The sequence below is a fragment of the Pseudomonas sp. Choline-02u-1 genome, assembly GCF_002836515.1.
GTDB lineage: Bacteria > Pseudomonadota > Gammaproteobacteria > Pseudomonadales > Pseudomonadaceae > Aquipseudomonas.
Genome location: NZ_PJBC01000067.1, coordinates 123,639 through 148,259, shown reverse-complemented (window position 1 = coordinate 148,259; position 24,621 = coordinate 123,639). Strand labels below are relative to the sequence as shown.

The window sequence follows — 24,621 nt, the reverse complement described above, 5'->3', positions numbered from 1 at the left end:
GTTTTATCGGCGGTCTCGGTTGCCGAGGCCGCACCCTCAGGCGTCATCGTCGACGCCCACACCACATGCCCACCACAACAATAAAATGAGGTGCTTTCGTGGAAACTTCAAAATCGCGCTGGTACAGCCAGCTCTATGTGCAGGTGCTGATCGGTATCGTCATCGGTGCTGCGATCGGTTATTTCGTACCGGACATCGGTGCCAAGCTGCAGCCGTTTGCCGATGGTTTCATCAAGCTGATCAAGATGCTTCTGGCGCCGATCATTTTCGGCACGGTAGTGGTCGGTATCGCCAAGATGGGCAGCATCAAGGAGGTCGGGCGCATCGGTGTGAAAGCGCTGATCTACTTCGAAATCCTCTCGACCATCGCCTTGGTCGTCGGGCTGATCGTAGTCAACATCGTCAAGCCTGGCGTTGGCATGAACATCAACGTCGGAACGCTCGACAGCAGCGCGATCAACAAATACAGCCAGGCCGCGAGCGAGCAGGGCGGTACTGTCGATTTCTTCCTCAATATCATTCCGCATACCTTTCTCGGCGCCTTCTCCAACGGCGTCATGCTGCAGGTGATTCTGCTGTCGGTGTTGATGGGGGTTGCCCTCGTGCAGATGGGCGAAACCAGCAAGCCGCTGATCAACACCATCGATCTATTCCTGCAGGGCCTGTTCAAAATTGTCGCGATGGTCATGCGCCTGGCGCCGCTGGGTGCGGGAGCGGGCATGGCGTTCACCATTGGCAAATACGGCATCGGCACTTTGCTGTCGCTTGGGCAGTTGCTGGTCGCCCTGTACATCACGACGTTGATTTTCATCGTGGTGGTCCTGGGTGCGGTGGCACGATGGTCAGGCATGCCGCTGATGCAGTTTCTGCGCTATTTCAAGGATGAAATTCTGATCACGCTGGGCACCTGTTCGACCGAAGCGGTGCTGCCGCGAATGATGGTCAAACTGGAAAAGCTCGGCTGCAAAAAATCCGTGGTCGGCATGGTCCTGCCGACGGGCTACACCTTCAACGCAGATGGCACCTGCATCTACCTGACCATGGCGGCGATTTTCATTGCCCAGGCAACCAACACGCCGCTGACCTTCATGGATCAGATGATTCTGCTCGGCGTGTTCCTGCTGACCTCCAAGGGCTCGGCCGGTGTGGCGGGGGCAGGATTTGTGACCCTGGCGGCCACGCTCACCACCATTCATTCGATACCTCTGGTGGGCCTGGTGTTGCTGTTGGGCATCGACCGTTTCCTCAACGAGGCCCGAGCGGTAACCAACCTGATCGGCAACGGCATCGGCACCATTGCCATTGCCAAGTGGGACAACTCCTTCGATGCCGAAGCGTGCGAGCGGGAAATCGCTGCCATGAAACACGAAAAGGCTGCACGCAAGGCGCTGCTGGCGCACAAGTAATCGGCGCAGCGTAGCGGACTTTCCTGCATCTCTCACGGGCATGGATTGGCACTGAAGTTCACAGACACCGCAAGCGATCAACCCTCTGTTGACGATCTGGATCGCCGACAGAGGTGCTGATCAGCACTGCGCGACCTTTCTCGGTTGACACTTCTAACATTCTCATGAAATATATAGTGCACTATACAATAGCGAACTATTAAATGAGTCCGAACCGAAATCAGGTGGGAACGCAGCTGTCGTTTTCACTCTACGCCGCGGCCAACCGGGTCGTGCGTTTGCACAAGCCGTATCTGGAACCGCTGGGCTTAACCTTTCCGCAATACCTGGTGATCCTTCAGCTTCTGGATGGCGCGCCACTGTCAGTGGGCGAACTCGGCGCTTACCTGGCAATGGACGCAGGAACCATCACGCCGCTGCTCAAACGTCTGGAGAGCGCCGGGCTGGTCACGCGCAAGCGCGATCCGGCAGACGAGCGTCGTGTGCTGATTGACCTGACGCCCGAAAGCCGGGCCATGGAAAACGACATCAGAGCCATCACCGGCAAAATCAAATCTGCCTGTCAACTCGATGAACAGGGGATTGAGGCGCTTCGTCTCACGCTCGATGCGCTTGGCCATCCGGCCGCAGACTGAGTTCACAACTCAATCCAGAAGCGCGCTCAACCGGGCGATAACACACGTACCAAGAGAGGGTATTGAAATGAACATCGGAATCATCGGCGCCGGCCACATCGGTGCGACGCTGGCGCGCAAGCTGGCGGCGTGCGGCCATCAGATCAAACTGGCCAATTCGAAAGACCCGCAAAGCATTCAGACGCTCGCTGACGAAGTCGGTGCTAAGGCGGTAACCAAAGAGCAGGCCGTGGCCGACGTCGACGTGATCATCCTGTCGATCCCTTTCGCCCGATACCCTGATCTGAAGCAGACGCTGAGCCAGGTTCCCGAGCAGGTCGTGGTCATCGATACCTCCAATTACTACCCGCAGCGTGACGGGGCAATCAGGGAAGTGGACGAGGGCAAACCCGAAAGCGTCTGGGTCAGCGAGCAGATCGGCCGTCCCCTGATCAAGGCGTGGAATGCTGTGCTTGCCGCTACGCTGGCCGATCAAGGCCAACCTGCTGAATCCGCGAATCGTATCGCTCTGCCCGTCGCCGGTGATGATCCGAGGGCTGAGGCAATCGCTCAGGATCTGGTTGAAGAAACGGGCTTCACTGCGCTCGCGGCAGGTGGTCTTCAGGACTCATGGCGTCAACAACCGGGCACGCCGGCTTACTGCACCGAGTTGACCTTGCCGGCGTTGAAGCTCGCCCTCGAAGCGGCGGACAAGGCCCGCGCACCGCTGAACCGCGACGCCTTGATGGTCCGATTCATGGCGCCGGACAGCGAGTTCACCCGCGAGCAAATGGTTGCAATCAATCGGGAGATGACGGCCTGATTGGCCAGCCGACGCCTTCAGGTTTACAGTCGACTCGAAGTTCCACGGCCATTGGAGAGGGGCGATGAGAATAGGCGAACTGGCAAAAATCAGCGGACTGGCGCCGTCACGCATTCGTTTCTACGAGGCCAGCGGCCTGATCTGCTCTGTCGCGCGTACCGCCAATGGCTACCGGGACTATGCGCCAGACACAGCGTCGGTATTGCAGATCATTACCGGCGCGCAGGCCGCCGGTTTTTCGTTGGAAGAAATCCGTCAGTTGATGCCGATGAATGCCGGCGGCTGGCAGCATGAAGAACTGCTCAGCGGGCTCAAGCACAAGGTGGCAGAAATCGAACTGCTGCAAGAACGCCTGGCGCAAAACAAGGCTCAGCTTCAACAAGTGATCAAGGGCATCGAAAACAAGCCCGAAGGCATGGCCTGCGCCGACAATGCACAGCGGGTGCTCAATCGTCTGCGTGAAGAAGGGCCTGTGAATGCGCCTGTCAATCGCGTTGCAACCGTTTCCCGCCCCGGCAAACCTGCGCCTCAGTAGATAACTGACGCAACACAAATCCCAGGCAACCCCCCGTAAACCTGTGGGAGCGGGCTTGCTCGCGAAGGCGTCGGCACATTCAAGATCATCATGGCCTGACACACCGCTTTCGCGAGCAAGCCCGCTCCCACAGTAGATCGCCTACACACTGAAGCTCCCTGGCCGATTCTGAATACCGGTGAAAGCATTCAAAAAGTCATTGACCTTCAACCTCACTTCAATCTTAAGGTGCCCCGACTGACCTGAGGATTGCCCCATGAATGTCTTCGATACGCTACGACTTCCCAACGGCTCGACCATCAACAACCGCATCGCCAAAGCCGCGATGGAAGAAAACATGGCGGATGCCGAGCAAGCGCCGTCCGATCAATTGATGCGCCTCTATCAGGCGTGGGCCGATGGAGGTGCCGGGCTGCTTATCACCGGCAACGTGATGGTCGATGGCCGTGCGATGACCGGTCCGGGCGGCGTGGTGCTGGAGGACGATCGACTACTGGACAGGTTCAAGCGCTGGGCGCGGATCGGCCGATCCGGCGGTGCGCAGTTCTGGATGCAGATCAATCATCCCGGGCGGCAAATGCAGGCCAACCTCGGCCAGCCAACCTGGGCCCCGTCAGCGGTTTCTCTGGAACTGGGCAACCTGTCCAGGCGCTTCGCCACGCCTCAGGCGATGACCGCCGAAGTGATCAAGGACGTTATTCAACGCTTTGCCAACACCGCTCGCCTTGGCGAACAAGCGGGATTCAGCGGTGTGCAGATTCATGCAGCCCATGGTTATCTGTTGAGCCAGTTTCTTTCGCCGCTGACCAATCTAAGAACGGACGAGTGGGGCGGTTCGCTGGACAATCGTGCGCGCCTGTTGATCGAGATTGTCAACGCGGTCAGAGCTGTGGTTTCCAGGGATTTTGCCGTGGCTGTCAAACTCAATTCCGCAGACTTCCAACGAGGCGGGTTCAGCGTTGATGACGCCAGGCACGTGGTGCAACTGCTCAATGAGCTGGATGTCGATCTGGTCGAATTATCCGGCGGCAGCTACGAAGCGCCAGCCATGCAGGGTGAGGCACGCGATGGTCGAACGCTGGCTCGCGAAGCCTACTTCGTTGAATTTGCCCGAGATATTCAGACCGTTGCGAACATGCCGGTGATGGTCACCGGCGGCATTCGTCGTCGGGCGATTGCTGAACAGGTCGTTCACAGTGGAGTGGACATGGTAGGGATCGGAACGGCACTGGCCATTGATCCTGACCTGCCGCGTGACTGGCTGGCGGGCAAGCATAACGCCCCGCAAATGCCACCGATCACCTGGAAAAACAAAGTCGTCGCTTCGCTGGCGAACATGGCGGCGGTCAAGTTTCAGCTGAGCAAACTCAGTCGCGGTCAACGACCCGATCCGAACGTCTCGCCGTTACGCGCACTGCTGTCGCAACAGTTGGCGATGTTCTTTCGGACGCGACAATACAAGCACTGGATCGCGAAGCGCTCGATGTAAGACATCAGGGCTTTACTGCGTACCTGGTAGAGGTTCATCCGGTGGCAATGGCGCGGTCGTCTCGCAAGCCCACAGTTGCAGGAACGGGTGGCTGCTTCTGGCTGGGCCAACCCATCGGCTGATGAACTCGCACCTCCCATCAATGCATAGCTGATAATCACCGGCCTCCGGGGTTCGGCCCAATCGCAGTGGTTGCAGCGGCGGCAAATGGCGCCGGAAGTGCCAACTGCCGTTTTCCAGCCGTGCGTCGTCGGGTATCTCCATACCAGCACCGTTTCCGCGTACCCGGGCCTGCTCCAGAACCAGCCCTTGGGCCGTGACGCTGTAGTCTTCCTCCCAACGGATTTTTTCGATGCTGTGGTTCCATGCCAAGGTGAAGTGCGCGACGGGCAACTGCGCCCAAATGCTGCCGGCCAGACCCAGGCACAAACCGATCATGCATTGGCCGCTGCGGCGCGCCGCGAGCGCCAGACGTGTTGCACGATGACCAGGATCCCCAGTGCGAAGCCGAGTTCGTCGGTCACCGGCAGTGCCACGATCAGCAGGGCGCCGGCGACGAGACTGAGCACCCGCTCCCAGATCAGCATTTTCATTTGCAGAAAACCGGTAGACGCCATGCCCCAGAGACCCACCGCCAGAAGAGTCTTGATCAGCATGTAGGCAGTCGCCCACAGGTTGTCGCCTTGCAGCATCAGCGCCGGGTTGTAGACCGCCATGAACGGGATGACAAAACCTGCCAGCGCAATTCGCACCGCCCATAAACTGATTTTGAAGCCGCTTTCCTTGGCAATCGGGGCGGCGGCGAAACAGGCGAGGGCGACAGGCGGGGTCAGGTCGGCGAGGATGCCGAAATAGAACACGAACATGTGCGACACGATCAGTGGCACACCCAGCTCCAGCAGGGCAGGCGCGGCGATCGAGCTGGTGATGATGTAGTTGGGAATGGTCGGGATGCCCATGCCCAGCACCAGGCAAGTGATCATCGTCAGGATCAGCGACAGCAGCAGGTTGTCGCGGCCAATGGCGAGGATGTAGCCAGCAAATGTCGAAGCGACACCGGTGAGCGAAACGATTCCGATAATGACGCCGACCAACGCGCAGGCGATTCCCACCGGTACCGCGTGGCGCGCGCCCTCGACCAGCGCATGCAGGCAGATCTGCAATGTTTCGCGGCCGCCCTTGATGAACCAGCACACCAGCACCAGTACCGCGATGACCGCAAAAATCACCCCGATACCGAGCTGGAAAAAACCTGTGCACAGCACACCCAGTGCAATCCAGAACGCACAGCGCAGGCCAAAGCTGTGCACCCGGAAAATGATCGCCGAGCCGAGAATCACGATGGCGGTCAATGCCAGGCCGACCATTCCCGAGAACAACGGCGTGCGCCCGGAAAACAGCAGATAAACCAGAACCAGCAGAGGAATCAGCAAATACCAGCGAGCCTTTACCGCGCCCCATGCGCTTGGACATTGGTCTTTGGGCAAGCCCTTGAGGTTGGAGCGCTTGGCTTCCAGGTGGACCATCCAGAATACCGAACCGAAATACAGCAGGGCGGGTATCAGCGCCGCCTTGGCGATTTCGACGAAGGGCACATTGATGGTTTCGGCCATGATGAATGCGACTGCGCCCATCACCGGAGGCATGATCTGGCTGCCCATGCTGGAGGTGGCTTCAACACCACCAGCGAACGCGGCGCGATAGCCAAAGCGCTTCATCAGCGGAATGGTGAATTGCCCGGTGGTCACCACGTTGGCAATCCCGGAGCCTGTGATCGTTCCCATCAACGCTGAGGAGGCGACCGCCACTTTGGCCGGGCCGCCGAGTTTGTGGCCGAATAACCCCATGGCGAAGTCGGTGAACAGCTTGATCATGCCGGCCTGTTCGAGGAAGGCGCCAAACAGAATGAACAGGAAGATGTAGGTTGCCGACACATAGGTCGGCGTGCCGTACAGCCCTTCGGTGCCGAATGACAGTTGATTGATGATCTGATCGAAACCATAGCCGCGATGGGCCAGTTCGCCGGGCAGGTATTGCCCGAACAGGCCGTATGCCAGAAACAGCCCGCAGATCACTGGCAGCGCGATGCCCATGACCCGTCGCGCGGCTTCGAAAACCAGAGCGATCAACACGATGCCGATAACCAGGTCGGCCGACGTCAGGTCACCGGAACGCTGGATCAGATCGGCCTCGAACACCCATTGATACAGCGCGGTAGCGATGGCGGCCAAGCTCAGCAGCCAGGCCAGCGGTTGCCACGGACGGTCTGTGCCGTGTGCCGGATAACTGAGAAACACCACCCACAGAAGAAAACCGACGTGCACCGCACGCAGCACCTGGCTGGAGAGAGGAGAAAAGGCTGCGGTGACGATCTGGAAAATCGAGAACAGCAACGCTACGTAAAACAGGCTTTTTGGCCAGTCTCGCGGGTTCGCGGAAATACCGTGATGCTCGTCACTCATTGGCTGCCTTCCTCATGACCACGCAAAGGAATCGACGCTGCAGCGGCTGTCACGCCACTGCGCATAAGCGCTTATAAGGCGCCTTTTTCCTTGTAGTAGCGCTCGGCGCCAGGGTGCAGCGCGATCGGCAGGTTTTTCGCGGCCGCTTCCAGTTTGATGTCCTTGGCCGCTGAATGGGAGTTACCCAAACGCGTCAGGTTGTCGAACAGCAGCCGGGTCATGTCGTAGACGACGTCATCAGGCAGGTCGGCGCGAGTCACCAGAATATTGGTGATTGCCACGGTGGGCACGGCTTCGGCCTGTCCGTCGTAGGTGTTGGCCGGGATCATTGCGCTCTGGTAGGCCGGATTGCCGATCTTTGTCACCACCTCGCTCGGGATCGCCACGTAGTTCAGCGGCATCACCGACGACAGGTCACGAATGGCGGCCATGCCCAATCCAGACGACTGCAGGGTGGCATCCAGTTGCCGGTTCTTGATCAATTCCACCGATTCGGCAAACGGCAGATATTGCACCTTGCCCATGTCCTCGTAGGTCAGGCCGGCCGCTTTGAATATCGCCCGCGCATTCAATTCAGTCCCGGATTTAGGCGCGCCGACCGAGATGGTCTTGCCCTTGAGATCGGCGAGGGTTTTGATCCCCGACTCTTTGCTGGCGACGATCTGAATGTAATTGGGATAGGCACCGCCCAAGGCGCGCAATTTTGTCAGTGGTGCTTTGAAACCGGCGTCCTCCACGCCGTTTTTGGCGTCGGCCACTGAGTCGCCCAAGGCCAGGGCCAGCTCGCCGCGTCCGGCCTGCAGCAGATTGAGGTTTTCTACCGACGCTTTGGTGGCCTGCACCGATGTCTTCGAACCGGCAATGCCGTCGCTGTAGATTTGCGACAAGCCGACGCCGATCGGGTAGTAAACCCCGCTGGTTCCGCCGGTGAGAATATTGATGAACACGGGCGCGGCCTGCGCAGCGCTGCTAAGGGTCAGCGTGGCGGCGGCCAGCAGGGCAAAACGTGTTTTGACTCGCATGGGGGCATTTCTCCGTCTTGTTATGGTTTTAAGCAGAGTGATTGCACTCTGGTCGGTCCCGGCTGAACGTGATCGCCACTTCAGTTCATCCCCAGCCAGGTCGGCAGCACCAGTGAAATCCAGGGCACGTAGGTGATCAGCACGAGGAACAGCAGCAGAATCATCAACCAGGGCATGGCGGCTTTTACGGTGGCGGGCAAGGACATTCCCGTCACCGCTGAAGTCACGAACAGGTTCAGGCCCACGGGTGGCGTAATCAGGCCGATCTCAAGGTTGACCACCATGATGATGCCGAGGTGAATCGGGTCGATGCCCAGTTTCATCGCGATAGGGAAAAGGATTGGCGCGAGGATGAGGATGATCGCTGACGGTTCCATGAACGCGCCGGCAATCAACAGCACGATGTTGACCATCAGCAGGAACGTCACGGGCGTCAGGCCGGCTTCTATTACCCAGGCAGTGATTTGTTGGGGTAATTGTTCGGTGGTCAGCACGTGGGCGAACAGCATGGCGTTGGCAATGATGAACATGAGCATGATGCTCAGCTTGGCCGAGTCCAGCAGAACCTTGGGTGTCTCGCGAAAGGTCAGATCCTTGTAGACGAACAGAGCGATGAAGGCCGAATAGACGGCTGCCACTGCGGCAGCTTCGGTCGGGGTGAACATGCCCGAATAGATGCCGCCGAGGATGATCACCATCAGCAACAAGCCCCATATTGCCTTGCGCGCCGTACTCAAGAACTCGCGAAGGGTCGCACGCGGCAAGGCGGGGAGATTTTTCTTCACCGCGACGATGTAGATCGCCACCATCAACGCCGTGCCCAGCAGCAGGCCAGGCACCACGCCGGCCATGAACAGCTTGCCCACGGAGGTTTCTGTCGCGGCGGCGTAAACCACCATCACAATCGAGGGCGGGATCAGGATGCCCAGCGTACCGGCGTTGCAGATGATCCCTGCGCCGAAGGCCTGCGGATAGCCGGACCGGACCATGCCGGCGATCGCAATCGAGCCCACCGCCGCGACCGTTGCGGGACTCGAACCGGAGAGGGCGGCGAACAGCATGCAGGCCAGCACCGCCGCGATGGCCAGGCCGCCGCGAATATGCCCGACACAGGCGTTGGCGAAGTCGATCAGCCGTCGGGCAACGCCGCCAGTGGTCATGAAGGCCCCGGCCAGCAGGAAAAAAGGAATCGCCAGCAGCGTGTAGTGTTCCGAGGTCTCGAACAGTTTGATCGCCAGCGAGCGGACCGAATCGGGACTGAAGAAAATGATCGTCAGGGAGCCGGCCAGCCCCAGCGAGATGGCGATCGGCACGCCGATGAACATCAAGGCGAACAGGGCCACGAACAGGAAGGCAATGGTCATGGCTTGTCATCCTCGTGTTCGGCGAGTTTCAGCGCGTCGGCCGCTTCATCGGCCAGCCCGAGGCCGGTCTGACGGTTGAGCAGGATGCGCAGCAGAATTTCAGCGAAGCGGATGAACACCAGCGCAAACCCCAGCGGCACGATCAGTCCGATATGCCACTGCATGACGCCGAAATGGCCGAGATCCTCGGCGCCGATACCGGCGTTCATCAACGTTTCAATCCATTCGAAGCTGGCGACGCCCAGCAGCCCGGCATAGGCCAGACAGCACAGGCAGGCCAGAATGCCGATGTAGCGCTGCACCGATCGCCGCGCCAGTTTGACCAGTGCGTCGACACCGATATGCCCGGCGGTGCGCACGCCGTAAGCCAAGCCGAAAAAAATCAGCCAGCCGAACAGCGCTTTGGTCAGGGCAGTGCTCCAGGTCATGGCCTGCGCCATGCCCATGATCTGATCGCCAACGGCGAACAGCGGAACACTGGCCGCCGGCCAATGATCGGCGAGCCAGTAAAACAGACTGTAGAAATTGTTGAGGATCACGTAGACAAACGTGACGAGGGTCATGGCCGCCAAGAGGAAGACGATGAAGCCTTCCTCGAAGTGTTCCCAGATTCGCCGAAGCGCTTTCATGGATGGCAATCTCACGTCGGTGGAAGACGGGCAGGTTCCGCCCCGGCGGCGCCTGCCGTGCGATTATTGCGCCTGGTTCGCGGCTTCGGCGGCAGAGATCAGCTCAGGACCGATTTCGCCTTCGAACTTCTTCCACACCGGTTTCATCGCATCGCGCCATTGCGCACGTTCTTCTGGGGTGAGCGTGATGATTTCCGTGGTTTTGGCTGCAAGGATGCGTTGCTTGTCACCCTCGTTCAGTTGCTGGGCTTCCTTGTTCACGTGAGTGGTGACTTCCACGACGATCTTGTCCAGTTCGCTGCGCACGTCCGGTGGCAGGCCGTTCCAGAATTTGGTGTTGGTGATCAGCATGTAGTCCAGTACACCGTGGTTGGACTCGGTGATGTATTTCTGCACTTCATGCATTTTCTGGCTGTAGATGTTCGAGTAGGGGTTTTCTGCACCGTTGACCACGCCGGTCTGCAGCCCCTGATACACCTCGGCAAAACTCATCTTGCGCGGATTGGCGCGCACTGCCTTGAACTGCTCCTCCAGTACCGCCGAGGCCTGTACCCGGAACTTCAGGCCGCGCGCATCAGCCGGTACACGCAGTGGCTTGTTGGCCGACAGTTGTTTCATGCCGTTGTGCCAATAAGCCAGGCCGGTGATGTTTTTGCTTTCCATGGATTTGAGCAGACCCTGACCCTGCGGGCTCAGCTGAAAGCGATCGACAGCGTTGATGTCATCAAACAGAAAGGGCAGGTCGAAGAGCTGGACGGTCTTGGTGTATTGCTCGAATTTGGCCAGCGATGGCGCAATCATCTGCACATCGCCGAGCAACAGTGCTTCCATTTCCTTGCCGTCACCAAAGAGCGAGGAGTTAGGGTAGACCTCGACCTTGACCTTGCCTGGCAAGCGTTCTTCCACCAGTTTCTTGAACAGCAACGCACCTTGACCTTTGGGCGTCTGGTCAGCGACGACATGCGAAAACTTTATGATCACCGGGTCTGCCGCCATGGCCGGGTTCATGCTGCTTACCGCCAAAGCGCAGGCAAGTGCGCTGAACAGAGATCTGAGCATCTGGGTTATTCCTCTTTTTTTATTGTAGTAACAGCTCTATGCGCGGGACGCGTTCGAATGCCGGGACATGCTCAAGTCTAGGCAGAAATATCTGATTTGCCGGGAAAACTGGCGAGAAAGCGCAAAACATCAACGCAGGGTTGGTCTCGCGCCTTCAACCAGGAACTCTTCAGGACATGGCATGCGTCCAGTCGCTGCCCGTTCCTCGTGACATTGCGCCACGCGGCTTGCATTTCGAGATCCGGTTTAACTCATCAAGGCGAGGCTCAGCGCTCAATGTTTCACAATATTTCCGATGAGCTCATCCCATGTCGTAGTTGCTGGGAACAGTTCAAGCAAAAACGCCGTGAACGCTTTGACATTCGGGCTACCGCAGTCCCCGTTGCGAGGTCAGCACATGTTCAAGCTGATGCTCGAGCACGGCTCTGTACGCGGCCAATAGATGTGCCTGCGCCCACTCAAGATCCGGGCGCAACCATTCCAGCGCATCCTGAGCAGTGAACGCCAACAGACGCTGTCGTTTCATCTCGGCATCTTCATGGGTGATCAGTGCCAAGCCATCACAACTGTTATAGGTTTTGCTGACCTGAGCGAGCGCTGCGAGAAAAATCGGCCGAGGCTCGCGCGCTGTGGTGTAGGCAAGGTTGCGCGAATGGATCGACATTCCGGTGTCGAGGGCCTCATACCAGCCTTCCACTGCGACGAGCATGCGCCCGTTGTGTTTGACTCGGTCAAACACCCTCGAACGCATGACCAGATGCAGCGGCAGATGAGTCAGCGGTGGCAGCGTGCCCATCGACCAGTTGGGTGACCACCCCCAGCGTACCGGCAAGCAGTCCAGAGTCCCGTCGCGGCGATAGATGCCATGGACCCGCATACCCGGTTTGATCAGATTACGCCGCTCAGGCGGTGCTTCGCCTGAAGTGTCGTCTTCTGCCAACCCGACTTGTGCATCTACGTTCGCCGTCTCACCGGTGACCAGAAGAAAAGCCATTTGGTGCGCTGCGGCGTGTTGAACGATGTACTCACACATGGCGAATCTCCTGGTCGGCAGGGCTTTGTGCACTGCACGCACCTCGGGCGTTTGTGATGTTGTGCTGCTCTGGGACAGGCGGGCGGCGCAGGATATTCATATCGCCAGATCCTCGTCCCAGCACACCGCCTTCGACTCGTGCCATTGCACCTCGGTGACGCCGAAACGCTCGGCCATGGGTTTCGAGAACCGTTTCAACGGAGGCCGGCCGGGCTTGGGAATCGGCGTCAACCCGGCGTCGCAACTTGCCCACTGCCAGGCATCCGCGTTGTTCATCAATTTGGCGCGGATAATGAAGGATTTGGGCACACCGTGGAGTCGGTACTTGATCATGTACAAATCTGTCTGGCTCATGAGGCTCTCCTGTTGCTCATGAAAGAGGGATGCCCCTCGTGCCAGGAAATTCATAGATTTTTCTAACAACTCGACATGCGTTCGTATCGGTTGAAAATAAGTTATACAGACCGCGCTTCTGGTATAAGGAACTTTTGTTTTTCACTGAGCTAGTTTGTGGAAAGAAGCTAAGCGGAACGACAAAATCAAATGAAGTTAGATGCCGATGGTGGCATTTAAAGATTATTTTTCTTCATGATGAATATTGCTGCGTTTATTAAGCAGAACCGTGCAATTTCGCAGTTGATACAACTAAGTTGGCACGCAAGTGCAAGTACTCTGAAGGTTCTGTTAATCAGGAAGTCTTGCAAACGAAGCGGCAATCGAAATTTTTTCTATACAAGTTTAATTCGCCTCATGTAATGGTTGATGACCCGATTGTGCCTTGACAGGAAGAAGGGCCATGGAAAACGACGACCTGCGTCAAACTTGTACAAATTGCAATAAGCTGTACAAAACCTCGCTGCAAGCAGAACGTTACAAGGCAAGCGCCGGCCATGCGGGGCTTTGTGAGACCTGTCTCCAAACCGAACAGGAGCGGGTGATCGACGAGCGTTTGGCCCTGTGCGCCGCGAAGATGCTGGTGATTGATCGTCAGTTCAAGCCCCCGGCGAAGCGCTGATGTCGGCTTTCAAGTAAAGCGGGGCGCCGGACATGCCGATGCCCATCAGTTTTGATTTGTCGTTTTATTGATCACTGTTGGTGCTGCGATCAATCAGCCAAGCAATAAAAACCACGAAGGGCTTCCACAAGATTGCTCCGCCAATTATTGCTGTCCAACCCAGGCAAAGCCACGCTCACCCTTGAACCGCCCGCCGCTCAATAACCCAGTACAAAAACGCCTATGCGATGGGCCAGTAAATCAATAATGTAATCCACGACATCGCTGTCAACGCCGCGCCGTGCGCGTACTCACATCCACCCAGACCGCCAACACCAGAATGCTGCCCTTGACGATCATCTGCCAGTAGCTATCCACATCGAGCATCGACATGCCGTTGTCCAGGCTGGTGATCACCAGCGCGCCGAGGAGGGCGCCGTAAACGGTGCCGGAACCGCCGCGCATGGAGGTGCCGCCGATAAAGCAGGCGGCGATGGCGTCGAGTTCGCCCATGCTCCCGGCGGACGGTGAGCCGGCGGCGAGGCGTGCGGTGTTGACCACGCCGGCGAGGGCGCACATCACGCCCATGATGCCGAAGATCCACAGCTTGACCGCCTGCACATTGATCCCCGACAGGCGCGTTGCTTCCATGTTGCTGCCGACCGAGTAGACCCGGCGGCCGAACACGGTCTGGCTGGTGACGTAGCTGAACACCCCGAGCAGGATCAGCAACAGCAGCACCGGCACCGGAATGCCGTCGTAGCTGTTGAGGGTCTGGACGAAACCGGCGAGCACCGCGCCGATCACCAGCACGCGAACAACATCACGCACCAGTGAATGCGCCGCCAGGCCATGCAGGGCGCGATTGCGCCGTTGTTTCCAGGTCAGAAAAATCGTCAGCACGAACAGCACAATACCCAGGCCAGTGCCGATCGCGTGGGGCAGATAACCCTGGCCGACGTAGACCAGCTCCGGCGAGACCGGGGCAATGGTGGTGCCGCCGGTAATCCCCAGCAAAATCCCGCGAAACGCCAACATGCCGCCCAGGCCGACGATAAAGGACGGGATGCGCAAGTATGCCGCCATGTAGCCGTTGGCGAGGCCGATCATCAGGCCGCACAGGGCGACCAGACTCAGATTCGCCAGCAGCGGAATGTGATAAACCACGTCGAGTATTGCCGCCAGACCACCGAGCAGGCCTAGCAATGAGCCCACCGACAAATCGATCTCGCCACTGATGATCACCAGCACCATGCCGCAGGCCAGGATTCCGGTGATCGACATCTGCCGCAGCAGGTTGGAAAGGTTACGCGGGGTGAGGAAGCCGCCCTCGGTCTGCCAGCTGAAGAACAGCCAGATCAGCACCACGGCAAATACCAGCGCGAGCATCTTGTAGCGGGTGAACAGTTGTTTGACCTGATTCATTTACGCGGTTTTCCAATCGTTATTGTTATGGCTGCCGGGCTGGCTGAGCGCGGCGGCGAGTACTTGTTCCTGGGTCAGCTCATGGTTGACGAAGTCACCGCGCAACTGGCCCTCGCCGATCACTAATACGCGGTCGGACACGCCGAGCACTTCGGCCAGCTCCGACGAAACCATGATGATCGACACGCCTTCGGCGGCCAGCGCGCCCATCAACTTGTAGATCTCGTACTTGGCGCCGACGTCCACGCCTCGGGTCGGCTCGTCGAGAATCAGCACGCGCGGTTTGGCCAGCAGCATTTTCGCCAGAACGGCTTTCTGCTGGTTACCGCCCGACAGGCTGGTGATCGGCAGGGACGGACTTGCGGTCTTCAGATGCAGACGGGAGATTTCCCGGTCGATGCAACCCAGCTCGGCTTCGGCATCGATGCGGGTCATTTTCGAATAACTCTCGAGCACGGCGAGGGTGATGTTCTGGCCGACGCCGAGGTCGGGAATGATGCCCTGGCGCTTGCGATCTTCAGGGACCAGGCACAGGCCGGCGCGGATCGCCTTGAGCGGCGTGCGCGTGTCGATCGGTTGGCCGTCCAGCCAGACGTCGCCTTCGTGACGCCCGGGGTAAGCGCCGAACAGCGCAGTCACCAATTCGGTCCGGCCGGCCCCGACCAGCCCGGCAATCCCGAGAATTTCGCCACGTTTGAGGCTGAAGGAAATGTCGTCGACCCGTTTGCGCCTGGGGTTGTCGACGTCGTAGCAAGTGACGTGGCGCGCCTCGAAAATCACCTCGCCGATCTCATGCGGCTCGCTGGGGTAAAGATTGCTCATTTCGCGGCCGACCATCTGCGTGATGATCTGTGGAATATCCATGTCTGTCATGGCGGTGGTGGCGATGTGTTTGCCGTCACGGATCACCGAAATGGTGTCGCATACGGCGGCGACCTCATCGAGTTTGTGCGAGATGTAGACGCAGGCAACGCCCTTGGCTTTGAGGTCGCGGATGATGTCGAGCAGCACTTCGATTTCCGAGCGGCTCAGGGCCGAGGAGGGCTCATCGAGAATCAGCAGACGCGCCTGTTTGTTCAGGGCCTTGGCGATTTCCACCAATTGCTGGTAGCCGCCGCCGTACTGCGAAACCGGCAGCGACACGTTCATGTCCGGCACTTTCAATTCACGCATCAAGGCTTCGGCACGGTGGATCATCGCCGGGTAGTTCATGCGCCCGCCGGGCAGCGTCAGCTCATGGCCCATGAAGATGTTTTCGGCCACCGACAGATCGGGCACCAGGGTCAGTTCCTGATGGATGATGACGATGCCGGCGGCTTCGGTTTCGCTGATTGATTGCGCCCTGAGCGGTTGGCCGTCCCAGAGGATTTCGCCGTCCCAGGTGCCATGGGGATAGACCGCCGAGAGGATCTTCATCAGCGTCGACTTGCCGGCACCATTCTCGCCACACAGACCCACGCATTCGCCGGGCCGAACCTTGATGTCGATGCCGTTGAGCGCTTTGACACCGCCGAAGGTCTTGACGATGCCGTTCATTTGCAGCAGATAGTCGGACATAACCAGGGCTCGTATTCCAGGGGCTCAGAAAACACGGAACCTGTCGGAGCGAGCTTGCTCGCGAAGGCGTCAGCACATTCGTTCACGATGCAAGCTGAACCAGCGTCTTCGCGAGCAAGCTCGCTCCCACAAGGTTCCTCATAACCAAAGGATCACTGCCCGGCAATCTGTGCCTTGGTGTAGAAGCCGTCCTGTTCGAGCAAGTCGATGTTGTCCTTGGTCAACGGCGTGGGTGTCAGCAGGATGGTGTCGACCTTTTTGCTGCCGTTGTCGTACTGCGAGGTGTAGGCCGGTTTCTCGTTGCGTGCCAGTTGCACCGAGAGCCTGGCCGCTTCGGACGCGATGAGTTTCAGTGGTTTGTATACGGTCATGGTTTGCGTGCCGGCGATCACGCGTTTGACCGCCGCGAGGTCAGCGTCCTGCCCGGAAATCGGCACTTTGCCGGCCAGTTGCTGGGCGGCCAGCGCCTGAATCGCACCGCCGGCGGTGGCATCGTTGGAGGCGACGATGCCGTCGATTTTGTTGTTGTTACGGGTCAGGGCGTTTTCCACAATGCTCAGCGCTTCGGTCGGGTTCCATTCCTTGACCCATTGCTGGCCGACAATCTTGACATCGCCCTTGTCGATGGCCGGTTGCAGCACCTTCATCTGGCCTTCACGCAGGATCTTGGCGTTGTTGTCGGTCGGCGCACCGCCTAGCAGAAAGTAATTGCCCTTGGGCGCTGCTTTCAGCACTCCGCTGGCCTGCATTTCGCCGACCTTTTCGTTATCGAAGGAAATGTAGGCGTCGACATCGGCGTTGAGAATCAGCCGGTCATAAGACACCACTTTGATCCCGGCTTTCTTCGCTTCGGCGACGGCGTTGGTCAGCACCGTGGCGTTGAATGGCACGATGACAATGACATCGACGCCGCGAGAGATCAGGTTTTCGATTTGCGAAATCTGCTTCTGCTCGTTGGCGTCCGCCGATTGCACGAAGACTTTGGCGTCCATTTTTTCCGCCGCCGCGACGAAGTAATCGCGATCGCGCGACCAGCGTTCCAGGCGCAGGTCATCAATCGAGAAACCGATTTTCGGGTGGGTAGCGTCAGCCATTACCGGCAGGGCCAGCAGCGCCAGGGCACTGGCCAACAGCGTACGTTTCAGGTTCTTCATGGTGGTGCGTCCTTTTATTTTTGTTGGAAAGACACGGCCTGACGATGAATCGGGCTGGTAGAACTGTAGAGAATCTGCCGGCGCAGCAGGCACAGAATTGTCGTGCAATTGTCACAGCGTCGTTGCGTCGGCAGAGGGTCTCGGCAATCAGCGATAGAGGTAACGGTTGACGATATTTTCGAGCATTTCCTGGCGGCCACTGACGGCTTGCGGGTTCAACTCGTTGGTGAACGCGTGCTCGGCCAGCGACTCAAGATTGAAATCGCCTGCCATCACCGCTTGCCCGAACGGCTGACGCCAGCCGGCGTAACGTTGATCCTTGAGGGTTTGCAGTTGATCGTTCTCAACCATCGCGGCGGCGCGTTCCAGCGACAGGGCAAGGACGTCCATGGCGCCAACGTGACCGTGGAACAGGTCGATCTCGTCGAGGCTCTGACGGCGCACCTTGGAGTCGAAGTTGAAACCGCCATTCTTGAAGCCGCCGGCCTTGAGAATTTCATAGGTTGCCAGGGTCATTTCTTCGACGCTGTTGGGGAATTGATCGGTGTCCCAGCCGTTCTGTGGATCGCCACGGTTGGCGTCGATGCTGCCGAAAATCCCCAGCGAGGCGGCGGTGGCGATTTCGTGATGGAAGCTGTGACCGGCCAGGGTCGCGTGGTTGGCCTCGATGTTGACCTTGATTTCCTTCTCCAGGCCGTACTGCTGGAGAAAGCCGAACACCGTGGCGCTGTCGTAATCGTATTGGTGCTTGGTCGGCTCCTGCGGCTTGGGTTCGATCAGCAGGTCGCCGGTGAAACCGATTTTGTGCTTGTGTTCGACGACCATGCGCATGAAGCGCCCGAGTTGTTCGCGCTCGCGTTTCAAATCGGTGTTAAGCAGGGTTTCGTAGCCTTCGCGGCCACCCCACAGCACGTAGTTGGAGCCCTTGAGGCGATGCGTTGCGTTCATGGCACTGAATACTTGTGCGGCAGCGCAGGCGAATACTTCCGGATCCGGATTGCTCGCAGCACCGGCGGCAAAACGCGGATTGCTGAAGCAGTTGGCCGTGCCCCAGAGCAACTTGATGCCGCTCTGTTCCTGATGCTGCTCTAGGCGATCGACCATTTGCGCGAAGTGTTCGCGGTACTCCTTCAGCGAGTTGCCTTCGGGGGCGACGTCCGTGTCGTGAAAGCAGTAGTAATCGATGCCCAGTTTGCTGAAGAACTCGAACGCCGCTTCAGCCTTGCCGATGGCCAGTTGCATCGGCTCGCCGCTGCGTTGCCAGGGGCGTTTGAAGGTGCCGGCGCCGAACACATCGGAGCCCGGCCAGACGAAGGTGTGCCAGTAGCAGGCGGCCATGCGCAGGTGTTCGCGCATGGGTTTGCCGAGGATCAGTTTGTCGGCGTCGTAGTGGCGGAAAGCGAGGGGCGAATCACTGTTCGGGCCTTCGTAGCGAACCGGCTCGATATGGGGGAAATACTGCATGGACGTTGTCCTTGTTGTTCTTGGCGGTGTCTCGATACTAGCAACGGCCCCGCACCTGCTGATTATGAAAAGCCTCAACAGCGAGTGCGATTTTGCGTATTGAGATTCGGCGGCTTCGCGCCTAGTCTGTGTCCATCGTCGCCGCGACAAGGCGGCCCGGAACAGCCTAAAAACAATGAAAAGCTTACCGCCCGTGCACCGCATTGCCCTGTTGTTCAACGGCAGCAAGATCTACGACCGTGGAATCATCAGCGGCATCGGCAACTACCTGAGCAGCACCCGCGCTTCCTGGGACTTGTTTCTGGAGGAGGATTTTCTCTGCCGCTTGAAGGGCATCGAGCGCTGGCAGGGTGACGGCATCATTGCCGACTTCGACGATCCACTGATCGGCGAGGCGCTGGCCGATATTCATTTACCGGTGGTGGCGGTGGGCGGCTCCTACGAGGATGCGCGCGCCTATCCGAAAGCGATTCCCTACGTCGCCACCGATAACAATGCCTTGATCAGCCTGGCGTATTCGCATCTGGTCGAGGCGGGGCTGCAGCGCTTTGCCTGTTTCAGCCTGCCGCAGGCGCAAGCCAATCGCTGGGCGCAGGAGCGGGAAAAAGCCTTTCGTAAACTGATGCAGCGCGACGGCCTGCACGCTGAGGTCTATCGCGGCATGGGCACCAGCGCACCGCTATGGGACAGCGCCGTCGAACAACTGATCGCCTGGCTGCACAGCCTGCCCAAACCGATCGGTATCATCGCCGTCAGCGACGCCCGTGCCCGGCAGTTGCTGCAAGCCTGCCTGACCGCCGGCATCGCCGTGCCGGAGCAGGTCGCGCTGATTGGCATCGACAACGACCCGCTGACCCGCAGCCTGACGCGTGTGCCGCTGAGCTCGGTGATTCAAGGCACCGAAACCATGGGCCGCACCGCCGCGCAGCTGCTGCACCAGATGCTCCACGGCATGCCGTCCACCGGCACGCAAATCCTGATTCCGCCGGACGCGGTCAATGTGCAGGTGTCGAGCCTGCATCAGCCGCTGGGCAATCCCTACGTGATGCAAGCGCTGCTGTTCATCCGCCAATATGCCTGCCAGGGCATCAAGACCGCACAAGTGGCGGCCTATGTCGGCGTGTCGCGCTCATCACTGGAAGCGCATTTTCGCGCCGAGCGCGGTTGCAGCGTGCATGACGAGATTCTGCGTTTCAAACTGGCGGCGGCCACCAGTGGTTTGAAAAACACCGATGCTGCGATTGCCGACATTGCCCAGGCCTGCGGCTTCAAGTCTGCGCAATATCTGCACACGGTGTTCCGTCGCGAGTTCGGCTGCACGCCCCGCGAATATCAGCAGGGCGGGGCGTAGCGCTGCGAAGACTTACGCCAGCGCAGCGGCACTGGCTCTGGAGCGCCAGGCAAACGCCAGCACCATCAGCAGGCCCAGAGCGGCCATCGCCGCCCCGGCCAGAGAAATCGCCGGATAACCCAGCCCGGCATTGATCACCGCGCCACCCAGCGCCGCGCCGATCGCGTTGCCGAAATTGAACGCACCGATGTTTACCGCCGAAGCCAGATTCGGCGCGTCCTTGGCCGCTTCCATCACGCGCATCTGCAGCGGCGGCACCAGAGCGAAGCTGGCGAAACCCCAGATCAGAATGGCGACGGCGGCCGGCAGCGGCCAGCGCATCAGCACAGTGAACGCCAGCAACACTACAATCAATGCGCTCAGCGACACGATCAGGGTGCGGTCGATCGACCGGTCAGCCGCCTTGCCACCCCACATGTTGCCCAAGGTCAAACCGACGCCGAACAGCACCAGCATGGCGGTGATGAACGCGGCGGAGGCGTGGGTTTCGCTGCTGAGAATCGGTGCGATGTAGGTGAACACGGTGAACATCGCACTTGAGCCGACCACGGTCAGGGCCAGCGCGGCCAGCACCGGACCTCGGCCCAATACACGTATTTCCGCCAATGCACCGGCGCCTTGCTCTGCTTTCAGATTGGGCAGGGCGAACCACAAGGCGATCATGGTCAGCACGCCGAGGCCGGTAATGCCCCAGAACGCGGTGCGCCAGCCAAACAGCTCACCAAACCAGGCCGCCAGCGGCACACCGCCGATAGTCGCCAACGTCAGGCCCATGAACATCGCCGCCACGGCGCCGGCACGTTTTTCCGGCGCGACCACGCTGGCGGCGACCACGGAGCCAACCCCAAAGAATGCGCCGTGATTGAGCGAGGTGATCACCCTGGCGACCATCAGGCTGTAGTAATCGGTGGCCAGCGCCGACATCAGATTACCCAGGGTGAAAATCGCCATCAGCCCGATCAGCAGGTAGCGCCGGGGGATCTTGCCGGTGGTCAGGGTCATCAGCGGCGCGCCGAGCAATACGCCCAAGGCGTAGGCGCTGACCAACAACCCCGCAGCGGGAATGGAAACGCCGAGATCGGCAGCGATGCCGGGCAACATGCCCATCGGCGCGAACTCGGTCACGCCGATGCCGAAGGCGCCTACAGCGAGTGCAACAAGTGGTGGATTGATACGCATGGAAAGTCTCCTCATCTATGCCGCCAATGCTACGATCCATCGTTTTAAGGCGGTAGATAGCGATTTTGGCAATCACCTTTGCGCAAGAGGCACGAATGGACTTCAACGGCAGGTCAGGCGAAATGAGCGTGTTCGTCACCGTGGCGCAGGAGGGCAGCTTATCGGCGGCCGCGCGCGCATTGGGGCTGACACCCTCGGCGGTCAGTCGCATCATCGCCCGCGCCGAACAGCGACTGGGCACGCGTCTTTTGTTGCGCACCACCCGCGCACTGACTTTCACCGCCGAGGGCGAGGCCTTCCTGCGCGGTGCCCGGCGGATTCTGGCCGACATGGACGAAGTGGAAGGAGCCATTACCGATCAAGGCGTACCCAAGGGCCGCTTGCGTGTCAGTGCCGCCCTTGGCCATGGACGGCTGACCATTGTGCCGCTGGTCGCAGCCTTCACCGCCCGCTACCCGAACATCGTCGTCGACCTCAGCCTTGGCGACGAAGTCGTCGACATCCTCGCCGGTCAGGCGGACGTTGCCATCCGCTTCGGCCATCTGCCCGACAGCCCACTCACCGCGCGCCGGCTCGGCCACACCGGCCAGGTCGTGGTGGCATCGCCTGACTATCTGCAACGCCACGGCACGCCTCAGCAACCCGAAGACCTGCTCAAACACAACTGCCTGCGCTTCAACTTCCGCCGTGCCGAAGCCAACTGGCCGTTCATCCGCGACGGCAAGGAATTTTCCCTGAAGGTCAGCGGCAACATTGAATGCAGCAGCGGCGAAGCACTGGCCCAGTTCGCCCGACTCGGCGCCGGCATTGCGCGCATTGGCGAGTTCACCGTCAGGGAGGATTTGCAGCGCGGCACGCTGATCGCGCTTCTGCAAGCGTGGAACCCCGGCGATGAGGAACCGATTCATGCGGTGTTCGTCGGCGGCGCAGCGATGCCGGTGCGGGTGCGGTTGTTTGTGGATTTTTTGCTGGAGCAGCATCGGATATAGGCGTGCTGCGCGGCATTTGCTTTCACTCGTTCGCAAGATTTTCCCGCGCCCACTGCTCGGCCGTCGTGACCTGTATCGTCTGCTGCTCATTGAACGTACCCGCTTTCGGCCACGCCACACCTCGACCTTGGGCAAACACCGCGCGGTACTTTTTGATGTGATGCGTAGGGTCTTTTTCCAGTTCCTGCATCAGGTGCGGCACTGTCCAGACGTTACGCTTGAAGGGCCGCCCGAGCACGCGTTCGAGAAGGCTCGCAACCTGTCCATAGGTCAGCGTGTCGCCAGACAGATACACGATCTCGTTGCGCAAGCGCGGCTCGAAAAAAACGATTTCTGCGGTCAGCTTACCGATGTCGCCCGGGGTCGTGAGCGTCACGCTGGTGTCCAGGCTGCCCAGGGCGTTGACAGCGCCATTCTCAAAATCAACGACTTCAAACACTGGCTCAAACAGGAAACTGGTGAACATGCCGGTCGAGATGATCACCCATTCGGTTTTGTCCTGCGCGCGCAGCAGTTCGCGCACGTCGAGCTGAGCATCGAACAGATCCTGCGGACTGCCCCGGCCGATCACCTCGAAATCTACGCCAAACTGCCAGGGAAAGTAGCGCTTGATGCCGGACTTGAGCGCGGCGGTCGCCAGCTTCATCGGCGTCTCGCGACCAGCGACCATGCCGGCGCAGCCGATGACGGTATCGAACGGTGCGAAGACTTCGGCCAGTTGTTCGATCGAATCGTTGACCAGATCTGCCGCCACCATGTGCACGCCGAGCCTGCGCAGTTCATCGATATCGGCTTTCTTTTCCGGCACCTGACTGTCGATCGTCGAGGCCCTGAGCAGGACGCTGATCGTGCTGCCGGGCGAGCGCTTTGCCACGCGCGCAAGGTTGCGCAACACCGGCAGGCCGAGCTCACCTGCGCCCAGGACGAGAATGGATTGCGGGGAAGGGGTGGTCGATTCGGTCATGATGTCTCCTGGGATCTGCATGTAAGATCGGCAAATGCTGGCACGATCGGGCAGCATTCAGAAGAAGGCACACGCGTGATACCAGGTGAAGAAATGACTGATCAGCAAGCGCTCAGTGAGGCAGAAGCGATCTGCCAGACGCTCAGACGAGACGATGATGGCGTGCGTCGCGAAGTTCTCGCTCACGCCGGCAGCCGTTGGTCTCTGGGCATCCTCCATGCTCTGGGTGTGTACGGCACGATGCGCCATGCCGAGATCAAACGGCAGATGACCGGCGTGACTCAGCGCATGTTGACCAAAACCCTTCGTGCGCTGGAACGCGACGGCCTGCTGACCCGGCGAGAGCTCGACCAGGTGCCGCCGCACGTCGAGTACGAACTCACGCCATTGGGTATGGGACTGCTGGTGCGGATGTCGCCGATCTGGACCTGGGTGGTGGAAAACGTCGAGGGGTTCCGTGAAGCACGACGTACATTCGATAGCCAGACCGGCAGGAAACCTTCCTGGCAAATTCCTGTGCCGGCGTTGGACGCTTCTGAAGCGTCAGACTGATGGTTCGCGCTTTAACTCGTCGGCACGGCGAACACGGCACTGGCGCGCGCGACCGTTCGCTCACCGACATGCAGACTGACGCCAGCAAACGCCAGTTGACGTCCTTTTCTGGAGTACTCAAGACGCACTTCGAGCCATTCGTTGATGTGCACCGCGCCGAGATAATCCAGGGTCATGCTCGCCGTGATCAACGGCTGCGGCGGATCGCTGGAGAAGGCCATGGCGTAGCCCATGCCGACATCGGCCAAAGTCGCCAATACACCGCCATGCAAAGTACCGCGACCATTGGCGTGGCGGGAGTCGGTCAGCAAGCCCAGTTCCAATTGCAGCCCCTGACCCCTTGCGTAGATCGGGCCGAGCAGATCCAGCAACGGGCTGCTGCGGGTGAATGGAGTGAAGCCTTCGGCAATGGCCGTGATGTTCATGTTCCCATCCTGCTACGGGGGACTGACCTGTGCGATTGAGCGAGGAATCGCAAGACGGGGCAAGCACTATGCGTATGTGGAATTTACTGCGATAAGTGCGCGAGACATGACACTGACAGGCAAGGAGCCAC

At 59.4% G+C, this 24,621-nt stretch carries 24 protein-coding genes; 9 read left to right on the top strand and 15 right to left on the bottom strand.

All coding sequences use genetic code 11. The annotated features are described in order from the left end of the window. Positions 1-98: 98 nt before the first annotated feature. From dctA to CXF97_RS26930, 5 genes are all read left to right on the top strand, one after another. Positions 99-1,406: a C4-dicarboxylate transporter DctA gene (gene dctA, locus CXF97_RS26950; RefSeq protein WP_101162501.1), complete on the top strand. Its 1,308-nt coding sequence runs from the start codon at positions 99-101 to the stop codon at positions 1,404-1,406. Positions 1,407-1,609: 203 nt separating this feature from the next. After that, entirely contained in the window at positions 1,610-2,041 is a 432-nt protein-coding gene (locus CXF97_RS26945) for a MarR family winged helix-turn-helix transcriptional regulator (RefSeq protein ID WP_101162499.1), read from the top strand. After that, positions 1,977-2,843, top strand: coding sequence for an NADPH-dependent F420 reductase (locus CXF97_RS26940; RefSeq protein ID WP_371918400.1), 867 nt, complete (start codon positions 1,977-1,979; stop codon positions 2,841-2,843). Before CXF97_RS26945 ends, CXF97_RS26940 begins: the two co-directional genes overlap by 65 nt. Before the next feature lie 64 nt (positions 2,844-2,907). Further along, complete coding sequence (locus CXF97_RS26935) at positions 2,908-3,378, top strand: MerR family transcriptional regulator (RefSeq protein WP_101162495.1); 471 nt, start codon at positions 2,908-2,910, stop codon at positions 3,376-3,378. 256 nt (positions 3,379-3,634) lie between these two features. Next, positions 3,635-4,867, top strand: coding sequence for an NADH:flavin oxidoreductase/NADH oxidase family protein (locus CXF97_RS26930; RefSeq protein WP_101162494.1), 1,233 nt, complete (start codon positions 3,635-3,637; stop codon positions 4,865-4,867). Positions 4,868-4,879: 12 nt separating this feature from the next. Here the strand turns inward: CXF97_RS26930 and CXF97_RS26925 are convergent, their stop codons facing one another. The 8 genes from CXF97_RS26925 to CXF97_RS26890 all read right to left on the bottom strand — a co-directional run bounded on the left by CXF97_RS26925 (position 4,880) and on the right by CXF97_RS26890 (position 12,790). Further along, the gene (locus CXF97_RS26925; protein WP_101162492.1) at positions 4,880-5,305 is read right to left on the bottom strand and encodes a DUF1850 domain-containing protein; all 426 of its coding nucleotides are present in this window, start codon (positions 5,303-5,305) and stop codon (positions 4,880-4,882) included. Beyond that, positions 5,302-7,329: a TRAP transporter permease gene (locus CXF97_RS26920; RefSeq protein ID WP_101162490.1), complete on the bottom strand. Its 2,028-nt coding sequence runs from the start codon at positions 7,327-7,329 to the stop codon at positions 5,302-5,304. The genes CXF97_RS26925 and CXF97_RS26920 overlap by 4 nt, the downstream gene beginning before the upstream one ends. A 71-nt stretch (positions 7,330-7,400) precedes the next feature. Continuing rightward, on the bottom strand, positions 7,401-8,351 hold the full coding sequence (locus CXF97_RS26915) for a TAXI family TRAP transporter solute-binding subunit (RefSeq protein ID WP_101162488.1): 951 nt from the start codon (positions 8,349-8,351) through the stop codon (positions 7,401-7,403). An 80-nt stretch (positions 8,352-8,431) separates the two neighbouring features. Further along, positions 8,432-9,715, bottom strand: coding sequence for a C4-dicarboxylate TRAP transporter large permease protein DctM (gene dctM / locus CXF97_RS26910; RefSeq protein ID WP_101162487.1), 1,284 nt, complete (start codon positions 9,713-9,715; stop codon positions 8,432-8,434). Next, complete coding sequence (locus CXF97_RS26905) at positions 9,712-10,344, bottom strand: TRAP transporter small permease (RefSeq protein ID WP_101162485.1); 633 nt, start codon at positions 10,342-10,344, stop codon at positions 9,712-9,714. Before CXF97_RS26905 ends, dctM begins: the two co-directional genes overlap by 4 nt. 63 nt (positions 10,345-10,407) lie before the next feature. Further along, entirely contained in the window at positions 10,408-11,403 is a 996-nt protein-coding gene (gene dctP / locus CXF97_RS26900; RefSeq protein ID WP_101162483.1) for a C4-dicarboxylate TRAP substrate-binding protein DctP, read from the bottom strand. A gap of 367 nt (positions 11,404-11,770) precedes the next feature. Next, a complete protein-coding gene (locus CXF97_RS26895) occupies positions 11,771-12,436 on the bottom strand; it encodes an SOS response-associated peptidase family protein (RefSeq protein WP_101162482.1) in 666 nt (221 codons plus the stop codon). A gap of 96 nt (positions 12,437-12,532) precedes the next feature. After that, positions 12,533-12,790, bottom strand: coding sequence for a DUF6555 family protein (locus CXF97_RS26890; protein WP_101162480.1), 258 nt, complete (start codon positions 12,788-12,790; stop codon positions 12,533-12,535). A 442-nt stretch (positions 12,791-13,232) separates the two neighbouring features. Between CXF97_RS26890 and CXF97_RS26885 the strand changes: the two genes are divergently transcribed. Continuing rightward, on the top strand, positions 13,233-13,451 hold the full coding sequence (locus CXF97_RS26885; RefSeq protein ID WP_101162478.1) for a hypothetical protein: 219 nt from the start codon (positions 13,233-13,235) through the stop codon (positions 13,449-13,451). A gap of 267 nt (positions 13,452-13,718) precedes the next feature. On the opposite strand, the gene CXF97_RS26875 is transcribed toward CXF97_RS26885, so the two are convergent. The 4 genes from CXF97_RS26875 to xylA form a co-directional block, all read right to left on the bottom strand. Further along, on the bottom strand, positions 13,719-14,855 hold the full coding sequence (locus tag CXF97_RS26875) for a sugar ABC transporter permease (RefSeq protein WP_101162477.1): 1,137 nt from the start codon (positions 14,853-14,855) through the stop codon (positions 13,719-13,721). Then, complete coding sequence (gene xylG, locus CXF97_RS26870; RefSeq protein WP_101162475.1) at positions 14,856-16,412, bottom strand: D-xylose ABC transporter ATP-binding protein; 1,557 nt, start codon at positions 16,410-16,412, stop codon at positions 14,856-14,858. 152 nt (positions 16,413-16,564) lie between these two features. After that, a complete protein-coding gene (gene xylF / locus CXF97_RS26865; RefSeq protein ID WP_101162473.1) occupies positions 16,565-17,566 on the bottom strand; it encodes a D-xylose ABC transporter substrate-binding protein in 1,002 nt (333 codons plus the stop codon). 147 nt (positions 17,567-17,713) lie between these two features. Further along, positions 17,714-19,030: a xylose isomerase gene (gene xylA, locus CXF97_RS26860; RefSeq protein WP_101162471.1), complete on the bottom strand. Its 1,317-nt coding sequence runs from the start codon at positions 19,028-19,030 to the stop codon at positions 17,714-17,716. Between the two features lie 175 nt (positions 19,031-19,205). Between xylA and CXF97_RS26855 the strand changes: the two genes are divergently transcribed. Beyond that, positions 19,206-20,381, top strand: a complete 1,176-nt coding sequence (locus CXF97_RS26855; protein WP_101162469.1) for a DNA-binding transcriptional regulator — start codon at positions 19,206-19,208, stop codon at positions 20,379-20,381. A gap of 12 nt (positions 20,382-20,393) precedes the next feature. On the opposite strand, the gene CXF97_RS26850 is transcribed toward CXF97_RS26855, so the two are convergent. Next, a complete protein-coding gene (locus CXF97_RS26850) occupies positions 20,394-21,560 on the bottom strand; it encodes an MFS transporter (protein ID WP_101162467.1) in 1,167 nt (388 codons plus the stop codon). 95 nt (positions 21,561-21,655) lie between these two features. On the opposite strand from CXF97_RS26850, the gene CXF97_RS26845 reads away from it, so the two are divergent. Further along, a complete protein-coding gene (locus CXF97_RS26845) occupies positions 21,656-22,549 on the top strand; it encodes a LysR family transcriptional regulator (RefSeq protein ID WP_101162465.1) in 894 nt (297 codons plus the stop codon). A 22-nt stretch (positions 22,550-22,571) separates the two neighbouring features. On the opposite strand, the gene CXF97_RS26840 is transcribed toward CXF97_RS26845, so the two are convergent. Continuing rightward, positions 22,572-23,513 carry an aromatic alcohol reductase gene (locus CXF97_RS26840; RefSeq protein WP_101162463.1) on the bottom strand — a complete coding sequence of 314 codons (942 nt, stop codon included), beginning with the start codon at positions 23,511-23,513 and terminating at the stop codon, positions 22,572-22,574. 93 nt (positions 23,514-23,606) lie between these two features. Between CXF97_RS26840 and CXF97_RS26835 the strand changes: the two genes are divergently transcribed. Continuing rightward, on the top strand, positions 23,607-24,065 hold the full coding sequence (locus CXF97_RS26835) for a helix-turn-helix domain-containing protein (RefSeq protein WP_101162461.1): 459 nt from the start codon (positions 23,607-23,609) through the stop codon (positions 24,063-24,065). An 11-nt stretch (positions 24,066-24,076) separates the two neighbouring features. On the opposite strand, the gene CXF97_RS26830 is transcribed toward CXF97_RS26835, so the two are convergent. Beyond that, positions 24,077-24,490, bottom strand: coding sequence for a PaaI family thioesterase (locus tag CXF97_RS26830; RefSeq protein WP_101162459.1), 414 nt, complete (start codon positions 24,488-24,490; stop codon positions 24,077-24,079). Positions 24,491-24,621: the final 131 nt, after the last annotated feature.

Bases quoted from the DNA above. Each gene is read 5' to 3' on its own strand.
- CXF97_RS26945 (WP_101162499.1), top strand. From the start codon at position 1,610: ATGAGTCCGAACCGAAATCAGGTGGGAACGCAGCTGTCGTTTTCACTC.
- CXF97_RS26940 (WP_371918400.1), top strand. From the start codon at position 1,977: ATGAACAGGGGATTGAGGCGCTTCGTCTCACGCTCGATGCGCTTGGCC.
- CXF97_RS26935 (WP_101162495.1), top strand. From the start codon at position 2,908: ATGAGAATAGGCGAACTGGCAAAAATCAGCGGACTGGCGCCGTCACGC.
- CXF97_RS26930 (WP_101162494.1), top strand. From the start codon at position 3,635: ATGAATGTCTTCGATACGCTACGACTTCCCAACGGCTCGACCATCAAC.
- CXF97_RS26925 (WP_101162492.1), bottom strand. From the start codon at position 5,305: ATGATCGGTTTGTGCCTGGGTCTGGCCGGCAGCATTTGGGCGCAGTTG.
- CXF97_RS26920 (WP_101162490.1), bottom strand. From the start codon at position 7,329: ATGAGTGACGAGCATCACGGTATTTCCGCGAACCCGCGAGACTGGCCA.
- CXF97_RS26915 (WP_101162488.1), bottom strand. From the start codon at position 8,351: ATGCGAGTCAAAACACGTTTTGCCCTGCTGGCCGCCGCCACGCTGACC.
- dctM (WP_101162487.1), bottom strand. From the start codon at position 9,715: ATGACCATTGCCTTCCTGTTCGTGGCCCTGTTCGCCTTGATGTTCATC.
- CXF97_RS26905 (WP_101162485.1), bottom strand. From the start codon at position 10,344: ATGAAAGCGCTTCGGCGAATCTGGGAACACTTCGAGGAAGGCTTCATC.
- dctP (WP_101162483.1), bottom strand. From the start codon at position 11,403: ATGCTCAGATCTCTGTTCAGCGCACTTGCCTGCGCTTTGGCGGTAAGC.
- CXF97_RS26895 (WP_101162482.1), bottom strand. From the start codon at position 12,436: ATGTGTGAGTACATCGTTCAACACGCCGCAGCGCACCAAATGGCTTTT.
- CXF97_RS26890 (WP_101162480.1), bottom strand. From the start codon at position 12,790: ATGAGCCAGACAGATTTGTACATGATCAAGTACCGACTCCACGGTGTG.
- CXF97_RS26885 (WP_101162478.1), top strand. From the start codon at position 13,233: ATGGAAAACGACGACCTGCGTCAAACTTGTACAAATTGCAATAAGCTG.
- CXF97_RS26875 (WP_101162477.1), bottom strand. From the start codon at position 14,855: ATGAATCAGGTCAAACAACTGTTCACCCGCTACAAGATGCTCGCGCTG.
- xylG (WP_101162475.1), bottom strand. From the start codon at position 16,412: ATGTCCGACTATCTGCTGCAAATGAACGGCATCGTCAAGACCTTCGGC.
- xylF (WP_101162473.1), bottom strand. From the start codon at position 17,566: ATGAAGAACCTGAAACGTACGCTGTTGGCCAGTGCCCTGGCGCTGCTG.
- xylA (WP_101162471.1), bottom strand. From the start codon at position 19,030: ATGCAGTATTTCCCCCATATCGAGCCGGTTCGCTACGAAGGCCCGAAC.
- CXF97_RS26855 (WP_101162469.1), top strand. From the start codon at position 19,206: ATGAAAAGCTTACCGCCCGTGCACCGCATTGCCCTGTTGTTCAACGGC.
- CXF97_RS26850 (WP_101162467.1), bottom strand. From the start codon at position 21,560: ATGCGTATCAATCCACCACTTGTTGCACTCGCTGTAGGCGCCTTCGGC.
- CXF97_RS26845 (WP_101162465.1), top strand. From the start codon at position 21,656: ATGGACTTCAACGGCAGGTCAGGCGAAATGAGCGTGTTCGTCACCGTG.
- CXF97_RS26840 (WP_101162463.1), bottom strand. From the start codon at position 23,513: ATGACCGAATCGACCACCCCTTCCCCGCAATCCATTCTCGTCCTGGGC.
- CXF97_RS26835 (WP_101162461.1), top strand. From the start codon at position 23,607: ATGACTGATCAGCAAGCGCTCAGTGAGGCAGAAGCGATCTGCCAGACG.
- CXF97_RS26830 (WP_101162459.1), bottom strand. From the start codon at position 24,490: ATGAACATCACGGCCATTGCCGAAGGCTTCACTCCATTCACCCGCAGC.